This window comes from Streptomyces sp. C1-1, assembly GCF_050214755.1.
Taxonomy (GTDB): domain Bacteria; phylum Actinomycetota; class Actinomycetes; order Streptomycetales; family Streptomycetaceae; genus Streptomyces.
Map to the genome: position 1 here is coordinate 6,289,309 of NZ_CP189826.1, position 18,594 is coordinate 6,307,902.

Below are 18,594 nucleotides of genomic sequence, written 5' to 3' on the forward strand. Positions count from 1 at the left end.
GTGCGGAGCGTCGACGTCGGCGAACTCGTCCGGCTGCGGGCCCAGCGCCCCGAGGCGATCGCCGAGGCCGCCGCCCGCCGCACCCGCCGCCCGCTGCTGAACGACTCCGGCCGGCTGATGATCGTCGCCGCCGACCACCCGGCCCGCGGCGCGCTCGGCGTCGGCGAGCGCAGGTTCGCCATGGCCAACCGCGCCGACCTGCTCGAACGCCTCTGCCTCGCGCTGTCCCGCCCCGGCGTCGACGGCGTCCTCGCCACCGCCGACATCCTCGACGACCTGCTGCTCCTCGGCGCCCTGGACGGCAAGGTCGTCATGGGCTCCATGAACCGCGGCGGACTGCAGGGCGCCAGCTTCGAACTCGACGACCGCTTCACCGGCCACCGCGCCGAGGACATCGAGCGGCTCGGCTTCGACGCCGGCAAGCTGCTGCTGCGCATCGACTACTCCGACCCGGGCTCCCTGACCACCCTGGAGTCCACCGCCCGCGCCGTCGACGACATGGCGGCCCGCCGGCTCCCCGTGTTCGTCGAGCCGTTCATCAGCCGCCGCACGGACGAGGGCAGGCTGAGGAACGACCTGTCCGCCGAGGCGGTCACCAGGTCCATCGCCATCGCCTCCGGGCTCGGCGGCACCTCGGCCTACACCTGGCTGAAGCTCCCGGTCACCGAGAACCCCGACGACATGGCCGAGGTCATGCAGACCTCCACCCTCCCGGCCGTGCTGCTGGGCGGCGAGGTCGGCGACGACCAGGACGGCGCGTACGAGAAGTGGCGCGGCGCCCTCCAACTCCCCACCGTGCGCGGCCTGGTGGTCGGCCGCTCACTGCTGTACCCGGCGGACGGCGACGTGGCCGCCGCTGTGGACACCGCCGTAGGACTGCTGTGAGGGCCGCATGAGCAGCAAGGAGCTGTACGTTCCGCGGGGCGCCACCGCCGACGCCGATCACGTGCTCGACATCGGCCCCGAGCGGGCAGGCTGGGAGTACAGCAGTCTGCGCGTCGTCGAGCTGGCGCCGGGGCAGACACACACGTTCGCCACCGGTGACAGCGAGTGGATCGTGCTTCCGCTGGAAGGCGGATGTACCGTGCGAACGGCGGACGAACAGTTCCAACTCCTGGGCAGGGGAAGCGTTTTCGCGTCGGTCACCGACTTCGCGTACGTTCCCCGTGACGCCCGGGTCCAGATCGCCTCCGGCGCGGGAGGCCGCTTCGCCCTGGCAGGAGCGAAGTGCGAGCGACGACTCCCCGCCCGCTACGGCCCCGCGCCGGAGGTCCCCGTCGAACAGCGCGGCAGCGGAACCCAGTTGCGGCACGTCCGCAACTTCGCCTCCGCCGACGCCTTCGACTGCGACAGGCTCATCGCCGTCGAGGTGATCACCCCCGGCGGCAACTGGTCCTCGTACCCGCCGCACAAGCACGACGAGCACCGGCCGGGCGTCGAGGCGGAGTTGGAGGAGATCTACTACTTCGAGATCGACGGCCCGAACGGTTTCGGCTATCAGCGCGTATCTCCCTCCCGTGAGGGCGGATCCGACGTCCTCGCCGAGGTCCGCTCCGGCGACGCCGTCCTCGTCCCCGACGGATGGCACGGCCCGTCCATCGCCCAGCCCGGCCACGACATGTACTACCTCAACGTCATGGCGGGGCCGGGCGAGACACGGGAGTGGCGGATCTGCTTCCACCCGGACCACACGGAGGGTTACCGATGACTCCGACCACCTCGACGACGAGGCTGACGGTCGCCCAGGCGCTGGTGCGCTTCCTGTCCGCGCAGTACACCCGGCGCGACGGCGTACGGCAGCGGCTGATCGGCGCGACCTGGGGCATCTTCGGCCACGGCAACGTGGCCGGCATCGGCCAGGCGCTCGTCGAGTACGCGGACGACATGCCGTACCACCAGGGCCGCAACGAACAGGCCATGGTGCACGCGGCCGTCGGCTACGCCCGCCAGTCCAACCGGCTGTCCACCCACGCGGTGACGACGTCCATCGGCCCGGGCGCCACCAACCTGGTCACGGGCGCCGCCCTGGCCACGATCAACCACCTCCCGGTCCTGCTCCTGCCCGGCGACGTCTTCGCCGGCCGCCCCGCCGACCCGGTCCTGCAGCAGCTCGAAGTCCCCTACGCGGGCGATGTGTCGGTCAACGACTGCCTGCGGCCGGTGTCGAAGTACTTCGACCGGATCACCCGACCCGAGGCCCTGATCCCGTCGGCCCTGAACGCCATGCGCGTGCTGACCGACCCCGTCGAGACCGGCGCCGTGACCCTGGCCCTCCCCCAGGACGTCCAGGCCGAGGCCTACGACTGGCCGGAGGAGTTCTTCGCCGAGCGCACCTGGGTCGTACGGCGCCCGGGCGCCGATCCGACCGAGCTCGCCGAGGCCGTGACCGCGATCAGGAGCGCGCGCAGGCCGCTGGTGATCGCCGGCGGCGGCGTCCACCACAGCCGCGCCGAGGCGGCCCTCGCCGAGTTCGCGGAGACCACCGGCATACCGGTCGCCTCCACCCAGGCCGGCAAGGGCTCCCTGAACCACGACCACCCCCAGGACGTCGGCGGGATCGGCCACACCGGCACCGCCACCGCGGACGAACTCGCCCGCACCGCCGACCTGGTGATCGGCGTCGGCACCCGCTACACCGACTTCACCACCGCCTCCGGCACCCTCTTCGCCGGTGCGGACGTCCGCTTCCTCAACCTCAACATCGCGCCCTACGACGGCCACAAGCTCGCCGGCCTGCCGCTGATCGCGGACGCCCGCTCGGGCCTCCAGGAGCTGACCGAGGCGCTGGAGATGCACGGCCACCGGGTCGCCGCCTCCTACCTCGCCGAGTACACCGAGGACAAGGAGCGCTGGGAGCAGCGCGTCGACGCCTGCTACGAGGCCGACGAGCCCGACGTACGGCCGACCCAGCCGCAGGTGCTGGGCGCGCTGGACGCGATCGTCGACGAGACGGACGTGATCGTCAACGCGGCCGGTTCCCTCCCCGGCGACCTGCACAAGCTGTGGCGGGCGCGCTCGAAGGACCAGTACCACCTGGAGTACGGCTACTCCTGCATGGGCTACGAGATCCCGGCTGCCATCGGCGTGAAGCTGGCGGCGCCCGACCGTCCCGTGTGGGCGCTGGTCGGCGACGGCACGTACCTGATGATGCCGACGGAGATCGTCACCGCCGTGCAGGAGGGCATAGCCATCAAGGTCCTGCTGGTGCAGAACCACGGGTACGCCTCCATCGGCGGTCTGTCGGAGTCGGTGGGCGGCGAGCGGTTCGGCACGGCCTACCGCTTCCCGTCCGACGACGGCACGTACACGGGCGCCCCGCTGCCCGTGGACCTCGCCGCCAACGCGGCCAGCCTGGGCATGCGCGTGCTGCGCGCCAAGACCGTGAGCGACCTCCGGGACGCGCTCGCCGAGGCCCGGGCCGCCGACACTCCCACATGTGTCTACGTCGAGACCCAAACGTCAGACACAGTGTCGGGCGCGCCTCCGGCGCAGGCCTGGTGGGATGTTCCTGTGGCCGAGACCGCGACCCGGCCGTCGGCGGTCAAGGCACGTGAGCTCTACGAACGGCACGTCTCCACCCGACGCCGCCATCTGTGAAGGAGTAACTGGGCATGACGAAGATCGTCAACCACTGGATCGGCGGCAAGACCGCCGAGGGCACGTCGGGGAACTACGGCCCGGTCACCGACCCGGCGACCGGCGCGGTGACGACGAAGGTCGCGTTCGCGTCGGTCGACGAGGTGGACGAGGCGGTCGCCGCCGCCAAGGACGCCTACCTGTCCTGGGGCCAGTCCTCGCTGGCCAGGCGCACCGAGATCCTCTTCCGCTTCCGGGCGCTGCTGGACGCCAACCGGGACGCGATCGCCGAGCTGATCACCGCCGAGCACGGCAAGGTCCACTCCGACGCGCTCGGCGAGGTGGCCCGCGGCCTGGAGATCGTCGACCTCGCGTGCGGCATCAACGTGCAGCTCAAGGGCGAGCTGTCGACGCAGGTCGCCAGCCGCGTGGACGTCTCCTCCATCCGCCAGCCGCTGGGCGTGGTCGCCGGCATCACGCCGTTCAACTTCCCGGCGATGGTGCCGATGTGGATGTTCCCGCTCGCCATCGCCTGCGGCAACACCTTCGTGCTCAAGCCGAGCGAGAAGGACCCGTCGGCCGCGATCAAGATCGCCGAGCTGCTGGCCGAGGCCGGCCTGCCCGACGGCGTCTTCAACGTCGTCCACGGCGACAAGGTGGCCGTCGACCGCCTCCTGGAGCACCCGGACGTCAAGGCCGTCTCCTTCGTCGGCTCCACCCCCATCGCCCGGTACATCCACACCACCGCCTCCGCCAACGGCAAGCGGGTGCAGGCCCTGGGCGGCGCCAAGAACCACATGCTGGTCCTGCCGGACGCCGACCTCGACGCCGCCGCCGACGCGGCCGTCTCCGCCGCCTACGGCTCCGCGGGCGAGCGCTGCATGGCCATCTCCGCGGTCGTCGCCGTCGGCTCCGTCGGTGACGAGCTCGTCGAGAAGATCCGCGAGCGCGCCGAGAAGATCAAGATCGGTCCGGGCAACGACCCGGCCTCCGAGATGGGCCCGCTGATCACCAAGGTCCACCGCGACAAGGTGGCCTCCTACGTCTCCGGCGCCGCCGCCGAGGGCTGCGAGGTGGTCCTGGACGGCACCGGTCACACGGTCGAGGGCTTCGAGGACGGCCACTGGATCGGCATCTCGCTGCTGGACAAGGTGCCCACCTCGGCGAAGGCCTACCAGGACGAGATCTTCGGCCCGGTGCTGTGCGTGCTGCGGGTGGACACCTACGAGGAGGGCGTGGCCCTCATCAACGGCTCGCCGTTCGGCAACGGCACCGCGATCTTCACCCGGGACGGCGGCGCGGCCCGCCGCTTCCAGCTGGAGATCGAGGCCGGCATGGTCGGCGTGAACGTCCCGATCCCGGTTCCCGTCGGCTACCACTCCTTCGGTGGCTGGAAGGACTCGCTCTTCGGCGACCACCACATCTACGGCAACGACGGCACGCACTTCTACACCCGCGGCAAGGTCGTCACCACCCGCTGGCCCGACCCGGCCGACGCCCCCGCCGGCGTCGACCTCGGCTTCCCGCGCAACCACTGACCCAGGCGCCCGGGGCCGTCCGCACTGCGGACGGCCCCATTTTTTTGTCCGCGCGCGCTACGGTTCCCGTACGGGTGAAAATCGAAGAACCGGGGGAGTGAAGCGACGTATCCAGGACCTAAAGGCCTTCCGATCTACGGATTCCGTAGGTAAACGGGTATTGACGGGCTGGTTTTCGCCGGGGTTCCATGCAGCAACCCCAGCCGCCGGAGGCATCCGCACCAGCCGATCGGAACCGCTTCATGACCGACACGCTCCGCCCTGTCGACACCGCCGTCCCAGAGGCAACGGACAGCCACCCCAAGGCGCTCAAGCGCTCCATCGGGGTCGTCGGCGGAACCCTCCTCACCCTCTCCTGCGTCACCCCCGCCTCCACCCTCTTCGTGGTCGTCCCCGACCTGTTCGGCACCCTCGGCACCGCCACCGCCCTGACGATCGCCATCGGCTCCCTCCTCTGTATCGCCGTGGCGTTCTGCTACTCCGAGCTGGGCACCCTCATCCCCAGCGCGGGCGGCGAGTACGCGATGGTCTCGACGATGGCCGGCCGGCTCGCGGGCTGGCTGGTCTTCGTCCTGTCGCTGCTGGTGGTCATGATCGTCCCGCCGGTGATCGCCATGGGCACGGCGGACTACCTCGCCCCGGTCGTCCACCTCGACCCGTCGATCGCGGGCGCCGGCGTGATGCTGCTGGCCACCCTCGCCGGTCTGCTCGACCTGCGCGCCAACGCCTGGATCACCGGCATCTTCCTGGTCCTGGAGGTCATCGCGGCGGCCGTCGTGGCGGTCCTGGGCTTCGCCCACAGCGAGCGCGGCGTGAACAGCCTGGTGTCGATGCAGGTGGCCGACGCGCACGGCCACACGGACACGGTCACGGCGATGCTGGTGGTCTCGGGCCTCGCGATCGCCCTCTTCGTCACCCAGGGCTTCTCGACCGCGGTCTACCTGTCCGAGGAACTGGAGCACCCGCGCCGCAACGTCGCCCGTACGGTCCTGGCCACCCTCGCCATCTCGACGGTGATCATCCTGGTCCCGGTCGCGGCCATCACCATGGGCGCCTCGAACATCTCCGAACTGAGCGGCGGCGACATCAGCTCCATGGTCACCGCCTGGTCGAACTCCGCGGTCGGCACCTTCGTCAGCCTCTGCGTGGCCCTCGCGATCATCAACGCGGGCATCGTCATGGTCATCCAGAACTCCCGGGTCCTCTTCGCCTCCGCCCGCGACAAGGCCTGGCCCACCCCGGTCAACACCGCCTTCGCCCGGCTCGGCCGCTTCGGCTCCCCCTGGGTCGCCACGCTCGCCGTCGGCGTCCCCGGCGCCCTGCTCTGCTTCGTCAACCTCGACACCCTGTACGGCGTCACGGGCGTCTCGGTGACCGGCATGTACCTCCTGGTCGCGGTGGCCGCCCTGCTCTCCCGCCGTGGCTCCCACAAGCACACCCCGGCCTGGCGGATGCCACTGTGGCCGACGGTGCCGGTCCTGCTGATCGCGGTCCTGGCGTACATCCTGACCCAGCAGGAGACGAGCTACCTCCTGTGGACCGGCGGCATCACCGCGGCGGCCACCCTGTACTGGGCCTTCTACCTCCGCCCCCGCAAGGACACCCGCTGGCTGGTCTCCATCCCGGAGGACCAGCAGACCTGACCGCCCCGCAGGGGCGGTTCAGGGGCGCGGGGAACTGCGCGACCATCCCCCACACACCCGCACCCGGCGAACTACGAGGCGCCCCGAGCCGGTAGCCGTACAGCACCTGCGGTACAACCCGATCCCCCGTACTCCTGCGGGATGGCCCACGGTTCCCACCCCGGTCTGCTCCAACTGTCGGAGACACCTCGTACCGTTGACGCATGGATCTTCGACCGCCCCGCCTGCGACGCCTGCTGCGGAACCCCCGGAAGGCCCTCGCCGCCGGGGCCGCCGTCGTCGTCCTCGCGGGCGCGGGTACATGGACGGCCGCCGCCTCGGACGACGCGGCCCCCGTGCACCGCTCGGACAGGGTCATGTCGATGGACGGCGTCCGCATCGACACCTCGTACTTCACGTCCGGTCCGAGCGGCCGCAGGCCGGCCGTGCTGCTGGCCCACGGCTTCGGCGGCAGCAAGGACGACGTGCGCAAGCAGGCCGAGGACCTGGCCAGAGACGGATACGCGGTCCTCACCTGGTCCGCCCGCGGCTTCGGCAGGTCCACCGGCAAGATCGGCCTGAACGACCCCCGGGGCGAGGTCGCCGACGTCTCCCGGCTGATCGACTGGCTCGCGAAGCAGCCCCAGGTGCGGCTCGACAAGGCGGGCGACCCGCGCGTGGGCGTAGCGGGCGCCTCCTACGGCGGCGCGATCTCCCTGCTCGCCGCCGCGTACGACCACCGCGTGGACGCCATCGCCCCGTCGATCACGTACTGGAACCTCGGGGACGCCCTGTTCCCGAACGGCGTCTTCAAGAAGCTGTGGGCCGGCATCTTCGTCAACTCGGGCGGCGGCTGCGACAAGTTCGAGCCCGACCTCTGCCGGATGTACGAGCGCGTCGCCGAGTCGGGCAAGCCGGACGCCCAGGCACGCGCCCTGCTGCAGTCCCGCTCCCCGTCGGCCGCCGGCGACCGCATCAAGGTGCCCACCCTGCTGCTGCAGGGCCAGACCGACTCCCTCTTCCCGCTCGGCCAGGCCGACGCCGCCGCGAAGGCCGTCAAGGCCAACGGCGCCCCCGTCGACGTCGACTGGATCGCGGGCGGACACGACGGCGGCGACCTGGAGACGAGCCGCGTCCAGACACGCGTGCGGGCCTGGTTCGACCGCTACCTCAAGGACGAGCGGGGCGCCGACACCGGACCGGCCTTCCGCGTCACCCGCACCGGAGGCGTCGACTCCACGGACGGCGCGGCCCGGCTGCGCGGCGCGACCGACGACACCTACCCCGGTCTGGAGAGCGGCCGGCGCCCTCTCGCCCTGCGCGGCACCGAGCAGAGCTTCGACAACCCGGCCGGCGCCAGCCCGCCCGGCGTCTCCGCCCTGCCGGGCCTCGGCGGCGCGGGCGGTCTCGCCCAGCTGTCCTCCCTCGGCGTCGGCGTCTCCCTCGACTTCCCCGGCCAGTTCGCACGGTTCGAGTCGGCGCCGGTCCGCAGCGGCCTGCGCGTCACCGGATCGCCAACGGTGACCGTCCACGTGAAGTCGACGAGCGACGACGCCGTCCTGTTCGCCAAGGTGTACGACGTCGGGCCGGGCGGCGGCACACCCGTACTGCCCTCCCAACTCGTCACCCCCGTCCGGGTGCAGGGCGCGAAGTCCGGCAAGGACGTCACGATCACCCTCCCGGCGATCGACCACGAGTTCGAGCAGGGGCACCGCCTGCGCCTGGTCCTCGCCTCCACGGACCTCGGCTACGCCTCCCCGGCCGCCCCGGCGACGTACACCGTCTCCCTCGAGAGCGACCTGAACGTGCCGACGGCTCCCGGTGTGCCGACCGCGGCCGCCCCCCTGCCGTCCTGGGTGTGGTGGCTGCCGCTGACCGGCGCCCTGATCGCCCTGGCACTCCTGGTCACCAGCCGCCGCCGGACGACCACGGCCCCGCCCCCCGCCCCGGACCTGGCCGAAGTCCCGCTCCAGATCACGGACCTGAGCAAGCGGTACGCGAAGTCCGCGGACCGCTATGCCGTGCGCGACCTGTCCTTCCGTGTGGAGAAGGGCCAGGTCCTCGGCCTCCTCGGCCCGAACGGCGCGGGCAAGACCACGACCCTGCGCATGCTGATGGGCCTGATCCGGCCGGACGGCGGCGAGATCCGCGTCTTCGGCCACGCGATCCGCCCCGGCGCCCCGGTGCTGTCCAGGGTCGGCGCGTTCGTCGAGGGCGCGGGCTTCCTCCCGCACCTCTCCGGCCGCGAGAACCTGGAGCTGTACTGGCGGGCGACGGGCCGCCCGGCCGAGGACGCGCACCTGGACGAGGCGCTGGAGATCGCGGGCCTGGGCGACGCGCTCGCCCGCGCCGTGCGCACCTACTCCCAGGGCATGCGCCAGCGCCTGGCCATCGCCCAGGCCATGCTTGGCCTCCCGGACCTGCTGATCCTCGACGAGCCGACCAACGGCCTCGACCCGCCGCAGATCCGCGAGATGCGCGAGGTGATGATCCGCTACGCGGCGGCCGGCCGCACGGTGATCGTCTCCAGCCACCTCCTGGCGGAGGTCGAGCAGTCGTGCACCCACCTGGTGGTCATGGACCGCGGCCGCCTGGTCCAGGCGGGCCCGGTCGGCGAGATCATCGGCTCCGGCGACACCCTGCTGGTCGGCCTGGCGTCCGACATCACGGACCCCGTGGTGGAGAAGATCGCGGCCCTGCCGGGTGTGGAATCGACAACCCGAGCCGACGGCGGCCTCCTCGTCCGACTGACGCCCGGTGGGGCAGCGCCCCAAAGGGGCGCGGGGAACGGCGCGACCAGCCCCCACGGCGCCGCAGACGACGAACAACGCCTCACCGCACTCCCCTCCGCCTCCGCCGCCGCAGGCCTCCTCGTCGAACTGGTCCGCCTGGAAGTCCCGGTCGCCTCCCTGGCTCCCCACCGCCGTCTGGAAGACGCCTTCCTCACCCTGATCGGAGGCAACGCATGAGCACGCTCACCGAGCGCACGGCGGAAGCCGAAACCGCCTCCGGTTACCGTGCCGCCCGCACCCTGCCCCTCCGGGTCGAGCTGGTACGCCAGTTGAAGCGGCGCCGGACGCTGGTCATGTTCGGCATTCTCGCCGCGCTGCCGTTCGTGCTGGTGATCGCGTTCGCGATCGGCGGCACCCCCAGCGACCGCGGCGGCCAGGTGACGCTGATGGACACGGCCACCGCGTCCGGCGCCAACTTCGCCGCCGTCAACCTCTTCGTGTCGGCCGGGTTCCTCCTGGTCATCCCGGTCGCCCTGTTCTGCGGGGACACGGTCGCCTCGGAGGCCGGCTGGTCCTCCCTGCGCTACCTGCTCGCCGCCCCCGTCCCACGGGCCCGCCTGCTGTGGTCCAAGCTCGTCGTGGGACTCGGGCTCAGCCTGGCGGCGATGATCCTGCTGCCCGTGGTCGCGCTGGCCGTGGGCACGGCCGCCTACGGCTGGGGGCCCCTGCAGATCCCCACCGGCGGCTCCCTGGACTCGGGCACCGCCACCCAGCGCCTGCTGGTCGTCGTGGCGTACATCTTCCTGTCCCAACTGGTCACCGCGGGGCTGGCGTTCTGGCTGTCCACGAAGACCGACGCCCCGCTCGGCGCCGTCGGCGGAGCGGTGGGCCTGACCATCGTGGGCAACGTCCTGGACGCCGTCACGGCGCTCGGCCACTGGCGCGACTTCCTGCCCGCGCACTGGCAGTTCGCCTGGGCGGACGCCGTACAACCGCATGCCGAGTGGTCCGGCATGATCCAGGGCACGGCGATTTCCATAACGTACGCCCTGGTGCTGTTCGCCCTGGCCTTCCGGGGTTTCGCCCGCAAGGACGTGGTGTCCTAGGTCAACGGAGGATCTCCCACCGGTCTCGACGGGCCATGATCGTGGCCGCTTCGAGATCCATCCGCAACGCACCGTCACGCACGTTCCGGCCCCCTGCGCCGTCACAGTCACTGAGAGCCCGGGCCTTCGCCCAGGCCCTCGAAGGCGTCGGACGACAAAGGGGGCACGGAAGATGGAGCACCGGTACCGGACACCACGGCAGGGCACGGCACCCGGCCGCACCCGACGGCTGCGGGCCGCCCTTCTCGCCCTCACGGCGACCGGCGGCCTGCTGCTGACGGCATGCAGCGCGAGCGACAGCGGCCAGTCCAGCGCCGACCGCTCGCATCACTCCGCGGGCCTCCCCGCCCCGTACGGCACCGGTGCCGACGGAAGCCGGAGTGTGACCTCGGACGAGAGCCGCTCGCCGTCGGCCGACCACCTCTCCACCTTCGCCCTCGACGTCGACACCGCCTCCTACGGCTACGCCCGCCGCGTCCTCGACGAGGGCAGGCTGCCCGACCCCTCGCAGGTCCGCCCCGAGGAGTTCGTCAACAGCTTCCGCCAGGACTACGACCGTCCGGACGGCAACGGCTTCACGGTCTCCGTCGACGGCGCCCGCACCGACAGGACCGACTGGTCCCTGGTCCGCGTCGGCCTCGCCACGCGGGCCGCCCACACCGACGACCGCCCGCCCGCCGCCCTCACCTTCGTCGTCGACGTCTCCGGCTCCATGGGCGAACCGGGCCGTCTCGACCTCGCCAAGCGCTCCCTCGGCGCGATGACCGACCGGCTGCGCGACGGCGACTCGGTCGCCCTGGTGACCTTCAGCGACGAGGCGCGGACCGTCCTGCCCATGACCCGGCTCGCCGGCCACCGCGGCAAGGTCCACGACGCCATCGACGAACTGGAGACCGAGGACTCCACCAACCTCGGCGCCGGCGTGGAGAAGGGGTACGCCACCGCCACCGAGGGCCTGCGCAAGGGCGCCACCAACCGGGTCGTCCTCGTCTCCGACGGCCTGGCCAACACCGGCGACACCGACCCCGACTCCATCCTCGAACGCATCTCCCGCGAACGCCGCGACCACGGCATCACCCTCTTCGGCGTCGGCGTCGGCAGCGACTACGGCGACGCCCTGATGGAACGCCTCGCCGACAAGGGCGACGGCCACACCGCCTACGTCTCCGCCGACGACGACGCCCGCAAGGTCTTCGTCGACCAGCTCCCGCAGAACGTCGACCTCACCGCCCGCGACGCCAAGGCCCAGGTCGCCTTCGACCCCGAGACGGTCGCCGAGTTCCACCTCGTCGGCTACGAGGACCGCAAGGTCGCCGACGAGGACTTCCGGAACGACAACGTCGACGGCGGCGAGGTCGGCCCCGGCCACACGGTCACCGCCCTCTACGCCGTCCGCACCAGGCCCGGCGCCGACGGCCACCTCGCCACCGCGAGCGTCCGCTGGCTCGACCCCGCCAGCCGCGCCCCGCACGAGGAGACCGGCCAGCTGGAGACCGGCGCCCTCCACGACGACCTGTGGACCGCCCCGCACCGCCTCCAGGTCACCGCGGTCGCCGCCTACTTCGCCGACGCCCTGCGCACCGGCGACGCGACGGGCGACCGGACCGGCGCCCTGCCCGGCAACCCCGGCCTCGACCGACTCGGCGAGCGCGCCCACGCGTTGGCGGACGTCACCGAGGACAACGACGTACAGCACCTCGCGGAGGCCATCGACGAGGCCGGTCTCATGAAGTGACACCGCCGGGAAATGGGACGGGCCCCCTTGACCTTTCCTTACTCACGAGTAAGTTGACCTCCCAGTCAGAGCCGACTGGGAGCCGTCATGGGCGTACGCAAGGATCTGAAGCGGGCCAAAAAGCGCACCGACCTGGCCGCCCGCATCAGGGTCGAGGTCGTCAGGGACGACAGCGGCGTGGTGCGCGAGGCCCGCACCGCGCCGATGGCCACACCCCCCACCACCGGCAGCATCGCCGACCTGCCCTTCGCCAACGCGGCCGAGGCCCCCGACGCCGTCGTCCTGCGCCGCAGGCGGGACAGCGCATGGCAGCCGGTCACGGCGGCGGCCTTCGCCCGCGAAGTCACCGCCGTCGCCAAGGGGTTGATCGCCGCCGGCCTGGAACCGGGCGGCCGGGTCGCCGTGATGTCCCGCACCCGCTACGAGTGGACGGTCCTGGACTTCGCGATCTGGGCGGCCGGCGGCCAGACCGTCCCGGTCTACGCCACCTCCTCGGCCGACCAGGTCGAGTGGATCGTCCGCGACTCGGGCGCCCGCTTCGCCGTCACGGAGACCGCGGAGAACACGGCCACGGTGACGACCGGCACCGCCGGACACGAAAGCCCGCCCCGCGTCTGGGAGTTGGACGCCGGCGCCCTCGACGACCTCACCGCCCTCGGCCAGGACGTCCCGGACGAGGAGGTCACCAAGCGCCGTACGGCCCTCGGCCCCGACACCGTCGCGACCATCTGCTACACCTCCGGTACCACCGGCAGGCCCAAGGGCTGCGTCCTCACCCACGGCAACCTGCACGCCGAGGCCGCCAACACGGTCGAACTGCTCCACCCGATCTTCAAGGAGGTCACCCACCAGACGGCCTCCACCCTGCTCTTCCTGCCCCTCGCCCACATCCTCGGCCGCACCCTGCAGATCGCCTGCCTGATGGCCCGCATCGAGATCGGCCACTGCCCCAGCATCAAGCCCGACGAACTCCGCCCCGCCCTCAAGGAGTTCCGGCCCACCTTCCTCGTCGGCGTCCCGTACCTCTTCGAGAAGATCCACGACACCGGCCGCGCCACCGCCGAGAAGATCGGCCGGGGCGCCTCCTTCGACCGCGCGGACCGCATCGGCGTCCGCTTCGGCCAGGCGTACCTCGACAGGTTCCTCGACCGCGGCAAGGGCCCGGGCCCCGCCCTCTACGCCGCCTGGGCCCTGTACGACCTCCTGGTCTACCGCCGCGTCCGCAAGGAGCTCGGCGGCCGGATGCGCTACGCCATCAGCGGCGGCTCACCGCTCGACCGCAACCTCAACCTGTTCTTCTACGCGGCCGGAATCATCGTCTACGAGGGCTACGGCCTGACGGAGACCAGCGCGGCGGCCACCATCGTGCCCCCGCTCAAACCCCGCCCCGGCACCGTCGGCCAGCCCGTACCGGGCACGTCGGTCCGCATCGCCGACGACGGCGAGGTGCTCATCAAGGGCGGCATCGTCTTCGGCTCCTACTGGAACAACCCGGACGCGACGGACGCCGTCCTGCGGGACGAGTGGTTCGCCACCGGCGACCTCGGCTCCCTCGACGAGGACGGCTACCTCACCATCACCGGCCGCAAGAAGGACATCCTCGTCACCTCCGGCGGCAAGAACGTCTCACCGGCCGTGCTGGAGGACCGGATGCGCAGCCGCCCGCCGGTCGGCCAGTGCATCGTCGTCGGCGACAACCGCCCCTTCGTCGCGGCCCTCGTCATCCTGGACCCCGAGGCGGTCGCCCACTGGCTGTCCGTCCGCAAACTGCCGGCCGACACCCCGATGTCCGAGGTGGTACGGGATCCGCGCATCCGGGCCGACGTGCAAAGGGCCGTCGACTACGCCAACGAGGCCGTCTCCCGCGCCGAGTCGATCCGGGCGTTCACCCTGGTCGACGGCGAGTTCACCGAGGAGAACGGGATGCTGACGCCGTCCCTGAAGGTCAAGCGGCACGCCGTCCACGTGGCTTACGCGGACGAGATCGAGGCGCTGTACACCAAGTAGCCGCCCGCGCACGCGAAAGCGGGCCGCCGATGTGCTCGGAGGCCCGCTGCGTGTGTCGCCCGATCAGCTGTTGCCGGCGCCGTTGCCGGACAGGACCGGGATGTTGTCCAGGATGTGCGACAGCGGCTCGTCGCCCTTGGCCTGGGTGGAGTTCTCGGTGCACTGCTGGTTCTGCGGGGCCGAGAGGATCGGGACGTCCTGGAGGGCGGTGGTGGCCCCCGTGAGGGTCTGGGTGTTGACCTTCGAGGGCAGGGCGAGGCAGGGCTTGTTCAGCGAACCCTGCACGAGCGAGAGCTGGGGGCTCATGTTGCCGTGCGTGGCCTGGTTGCCGTACTTCTGGACGGAGCCGTTGCCGTTCGCGGTGGTGACCCCGTTGTCGTTGCCGATCGCCAAGGCAGGGGCGGCGGTGGCGGCCGTGGCGCCGACGATGGAGGCGGCGATGGCCGCGCTTGCCCACAGCTTCTTCATGTTTCTTTCCCTTCGGAGAGCGGACTCCGGTGCAGAGTTTCGGAGAGCGGACCCCGTTGTAGAGCCGCGTCTTGACCAACCACCGAGTGGGGGTTTGGTTGCGCTGTTTGCCCCGTTCGGCCCAATAGGGGGAGAAAGTGTTATCTCGTTACCGACACGCGAGTGAGCTTCCCCGGAGAGGCGGGGAGGAGTGCATGTCCGGCGGATCGCTGGGGAGGGGGCTCTGTCCCGCCGGGATCAGCGGCCGGTCCGCACGCAGGTCGGCGAACATCTGGTCGGACTTCTTCCGGTCCCAGCGCAGTGTCGAGCCGACGCCCGTGATGACCGGGTTGAAGCCGGCGATCGGCACCGTGGCGAACTCGGTGCCCGACAGCGGCACCCGGCTCAGTTCGGACGCCAGCTCCACCAGACCACCGGTCCCGATGCCCTGGTCGACGGAGGCGGCGCCGAGGAGGGTGCGGCCGATGCGCAGCATCGCTGCCGGGTCGGTCAGTACATGCCGGGACACCAGTCCGCGCAACGCCGCGACCAGGAACCGGTGCTGACGTTGGATCCGGCCCAGATCCGCCGAACCGTCCACATGGCGCGAGCGGACGTATTGCAGGGACTGACCGCCGCCGAGCCGGTGCCGGCCGGGCGCGATGTCGAGCTTGGTGGCCGAGTCCTTCAGCCGGCGGCCTGTACACACCTCGACTCCGCCGATCTGGTCCACGGCGTCCATGAACCGGCGGAAGTCGATCTGCAGGAAGTTGTCGATCGGCACGTTCGTCATGTCCTGCACGGTGCGCACGGTGAGCTGGGCGCCGCCCTCGGCATAGGCGTTGTTGAGTTTCGCCGGATGCGCCGGACGCAGTTTCCCCGTGGAATCGTCGCGCCGGGCGGGAATCTGCGCGAGGGAGTCGCGCGGCAGACTGACCACACTCACGCGGTCCCGGCGTTCGGAGAGATGGACAAGCATCATGACGTCCGTGCAGTCGCAGGCGACACCACCCGCGTGGAACTTCCGCTTTTCCTCGGGTGTGATGGTGTCGCGGCCGTCGGTTCCCAGCAGCAGGATGTTCGTTCCGTGGTCCGCTTTCGCGGGAGCCCGGAACGCGGAGTTACCGAGAACGGGGACGGCAGCCAGTAGCACCATCCCCGGAATGAGCAGGCGCCGCAGTGATTTCCGGAAACGGAAAGGGTCTTTCGCCATGCGAGGAACGTAAGCGAACGGGCCGCCGATGTGCTCGGAGGCCCGCTGCGTGTGTCGCCCGATCAGCTGTTGCTGACGCCGTTGCCGGACAGGACCGGGATGTTGTCCAGGATGTGCGACAGCGGCTCGTCGCCCTTGGCCTGGGTGGAGTTCTCGGTGCACTGCTGGTTCTGCGGGGCCGAGAGGATCGGGACGTCCTGGAGACCGGTGACGGCCTCCGCCCCCGTGAGGGTCTGAGTGTTGACCTTCGAGGGCAGGGCGAGGCAGGGCTTGTTCAGCGAACCCTGGATGAGGGCCATCTGCGGGCTCATGTTCCCGTACGTCGCCTGGTTGCCGTAGATCTGCGCGCTGCCATTGCCGTTGGCGGTGCTGACGCCACCGTCGTTGCCGATGGCCAGCGCCTGGGGCGCGAAGGCGGCCGAGGCTCCGACAACGGAAGCGGCGACCACCGCGGCAGCCATAACCTTCTTGATCACTTGCTGGTCCCTTCTGGAGTAACCCCGTCCACCGGAGCCCCCTGAACAACTCGGCCCGGACCGCATGGTTGCTCCCCTTCACTCCGATGGCCGAAGGTGAATCCCGGCGGGGGAGCTGCGCGGTGCAAGCGTAGGTGGGGTGGCCTGCTCCATTCGGGGGGAAGAACCCGGCGGACCGGGAATGCGACCTGCCCAGTTGACCTGGGATTTTGCAGGAGGCCAGAGCACACTGCTTTTCTTGCGCTTGCGCTACTGGCTGGGTAAGGGCTTCCTAGGAAAGGAAAGTGCGGGGGCAGTAACGCCGCGGGCGTTGGTCAATAGGGAGTCATGATGCAGACGTCTATGTCCGAAGCAGTCATCGCTGGCGCCGAGGCAGCGGACCTGGAGGGTCTCCCGGTTCCAGACTACTTCCCGGCTGCCACCGTGCGCGAGGAGGACATCGACATCTTTCAGTCCATGGAGGACAAGGACGTACGCAAGTCCATTGTGATTGACAAGGTACCCATGCCCGATCTGGCGCCCGATGAGGCATTGGTCGCCGTCATGGCCAGTTCGATTAATTACAACACCGTGTGGACGGCCATGTTCGAGCCGATCCCCACATTCCAGTTCCTCAAGCAGATGGGCAAGGCTGGCGGCTGGGAGAAGCGCCACGACTTGCCGTACCACATCGTCGGCTCTGACGCATCGGGAGTCATCGTACGGGCAGGTTCCTCCGTACGAAAATGGAAGGTTGGTGATCACGTTGTAATTTCCCCCGCCTACGTCGACGAGCAGGACCACGACACCCATCGCGACGGAATGCTCGGAGAGGGACAGAAGGCTTGGGGTTTCGAGACCAATTTTGGAGGATTGGCGCATTATGCAGTTGTCCGGGCCAGCCAGCTGATGCCTAAGCCTGCTGCACTGACCTGGGAGGAGGCGGCAGTCAATCCGCTATGCGCAAGCACTGCTTACCGAATGTTGGTGAGCGACCGCGGAGCGCAGATGAAGCAAGGAGACGTTGTTCTTGTATGGGGCGCTACCGGAGGGCTGGGATCCTATGCCGTTCAGCTGGTCCTCAACGGCGGCGGAATCCCTGTCGGTATCGTCAACTCGCCTGAAAAAGCAGAGACGTTGAAGGCACTCGGATGCCATGCGGTCATCAACCGCGCCGACCTCGAAGAAGGCGACCCCGGGATTCTGCAGCGGCCCGAGGGGTGGAAGAGGATGGGGCGAGCCATCCGCGACATGGTTGGAGAGGACCCGCACATCGTGTTCGAGCACGTCGGGAGGAAGACCTTTGCGGCATCCGTCTTTCTTGCCAGACGCGGAGGCACCGTCGTGACCTGTGGGTCGAGCACAGGTTACGAGCACCTCTATGACAATCGATACCTCTGGATGCGCCTGAAGAGGATCATCGGGAGCCACGGTGCCAACCTCCACGAGCAGTGGGAGGTCAATAGGCTCATCGCGTTGGGACATGTGGTTCCAGCCCTTTCTGCAACGTACACCTTGGATGAAGTCGGGGTTGCGGCCCGCAGCGTTCAAACCAATCAGCACATCGGCAAGGTGGGCGTGCTGTGTCTCGCCCCTCAGCCCGGCTTGGGTGTCACCGATCCAAACGCCCGGGAGAAGATCGGCGAGCACCGCCTCAGGGCGTTCCGTAGGTAAGTAGTCCGAATCGCCTTGCGCGGAGCACAAGGCTGGCTGTTGCGGGCGATCCAGCGGAACTGCGCGATGGCACCGTACGCTTCGAGCGGGCCCGACCGGAAAGGGAGACAGTCGGGCCCGCTCAGCAACTCCACGCGAGGCCCCGGTCTGATGAAACTCCGGCCGGTCCATTTGCATGGAGTCAGACATGGGTAGCGTGATTAACCGGTAAGCTGCATATCTCTTTAAGCCTCTTTAGCGAGCCTGCTGCGACCGTCCATACCCGCGCCATATACCCGCCTGTAACGCTGCAAGTGTACCCGCAAATCCCGAACCGTTGAACATGCTATGCACCGGAACACCATGTGCATCCCATCGGGCGGGGGGCGAATTGCGATAGGTCACGCAAACCGGCAAACCGGCACTGAGCTTCTTTCATCCTGAGTTCGTTCAGATCAGAAGATGTGAACTGCACGAACGACCCTCGGAGTAGGCGCCGGGGCTTGAGCT

General features: G+C 70.0%; 13 protein-coding genes. 10 read left to right on the plus strand and 3 right to left on the minus strand.

What is annotated here, in order from left to right; genetic code table 11:
• From ACQF4J_RS28740 to ACQF4J_RS28780, 9 genes are all read left to right on the plus strand, one after another.
• On the plus strand, positions 1-885 hold the full coding sequence (locus tag ACQF4J_RS28740) for a Cgl0159 family (beta/alpha)8-fold protein (protein WP_427168630.1): 885 nt from the start codon (positions 1-3) through the stop codon (positions 883-885).
• A 7-nt stretch (positions 886-892) separates the two neighbouring features.
• Positions 893-1,708, plus strand: a complete 816-nt coding sequence (gene iolB, locus ACQF4J_RS28745; protein WP_351565789.1) for a 5-deoxy-glucuronate isomerase — start codon at positions 893-895, stop codon at positions 1,706-1,708.
• Positions 1,705-3,597, plus strand: coding sequence for a 3D-(3,5/4)-trihydroxycyclohexane-1,2-dione acylhydrolase (decyclizing) (gene iolD, locus ACQF4J_RS28750; protein WP_351565792.1), 1,893 nt, complete (start codon positions 1,705-1,707; stop codon positions 3,595-3,597). Before iolB ends, iolD begins: the two co-directional genes overlap by 4 nt.
• Positions 3,598-3,611: 14 nt before the next feature.
• The gene (gene mmsA, locus ACQF4J_RS28755; RefSeq protein WP_427167120.1) at positions 3,612-5,114 is read left to right on the plus strand and encodes a CoA-acylating methylmalonate-semialdehyde dehydrogenase; all 1,503 of its coding nucleotides are present in this window, start codon (positions 3,612-3,614) and stop codon (positions 5,112-5,114) included.
• Between the two features lie 242 nt (positions 5,115-5,356).
• Entirely contained in the window at positions 5,357-6,757 is a 1,401-nt protein-coding gene (locus tag ACQF4J_RS28760) for an APC family permease (RefSeq protein WP_351565798.1), read from the plus strand.
• A 203-nt stretch (positions 6,758-6,960) separates the two neighbouring features.
• Positions 6,961-9,705 (plus strand): alpha/beta fold hydrolase, encoded by a 2,745-nt coding sequence (locus ACQF4J_RS28765; RefSeq protein WP_427167121.1) that lies wholly within the window; start codon positions 6,961-6,963, stop codon positions 9,703-9,705.
• Positions 9,702-10,574, plus strand: coding sequence for an ABC transporter permease (locus tag ACQF4J_RS28770; RefSeq protein ID WP_351565804.1), 873 nt, complete (start codon positions 9,702-9,704; stop codon positions 10,572-10,574). Before ACQF4J_RS28765 ends, ACQF4J_RS28770 begins: the two co-directional genes overlap by 4 nt.
• Before the next feature lie 172 nt (positions 10,575-10,746).
• A complete protein-coding gene (locus ACQF4J_RS28775) occupies positions 10,747-12,309 on the plus strand; it encodes a vWA domain-containing protein (RefSeq protein WP_351565807.1) in 1,563 nt (520 codons plus the stop codon).
• Between the two features lie 87 nt (positions 12,310-12,396).
• On the plus strand, positions 12,397-14,316 hold the full coding sequence (locus tag ACQF4J_RS28780; RefSeq protein ID WP_351565810.1) for an AMP-dependent synthetase/ligase: 1,920 nt from the start codon (positions 12,397-12,399) through the stop codon (positions 14,314-14,316).
• A gap of 63 nt (positions 14,317-14,379) precedes the next feature.
• On the opposite strand, the gene ACQF4J_RS28785 is transcribed toward ACQF4J_RS28780, so the two are convergent.
• From ACQF4J_RS28785 to ACQF4J_RS28795, 3 genes are all read right to left on the minus strand, one after another.
• Positions 14,380-14,784 carry a rodlin gene (locus ACQF4J_RS28785; RefSeq protein WP_351565813.1) on the minus strand — a complete coding sequence of 135 codons (405 nt, stop codon included), beginning with the start codon at positions 14,782-14,784 and terminating at the stop codon, positions 14,380-14,382.
• Positions 14,785-14,932: 148 nt separating this feature from the next.
• Entirely contained in the window at positions 14,933-15,976 is a 1,044-nt protein-coding gene (locus ACQF4J_RS28790) for an LCP family protein (protein WP_351565816.1), read from the minus strand.
• Positions 15,977-16,038: 62 nt separating this feature from the next.
• Complete coding sequence (locus ACQF4J_RS28795; RefSeq protein ID WP_351565819.1) at positions 16,039-16,452, minus strand: rodlin; 414 nt, start codon at positions 16,450-16,452, stop codon at positions 16,039-16,041.
• Positions 16,453-16,794: 342 nt separating this feature from the next.
• Between ACQF4J_RS28795 and ccrA the strand changes: the two genes are divergently transcribed.
• Positions 16,795-18,105, plus strand: a complete 1,311-nt coding sequence (ccrA, locus tag ACQF4J_RS28800) for a crotonyl-CoA carboxylase/reductase (RefSeq protein ID WP_351565822.1) — start codon at positions 16,795-16,797, stop codon at positions 18,103-18,105.
• Positions 18,106-18,594 lie beyond the last annotated feature (489 nt).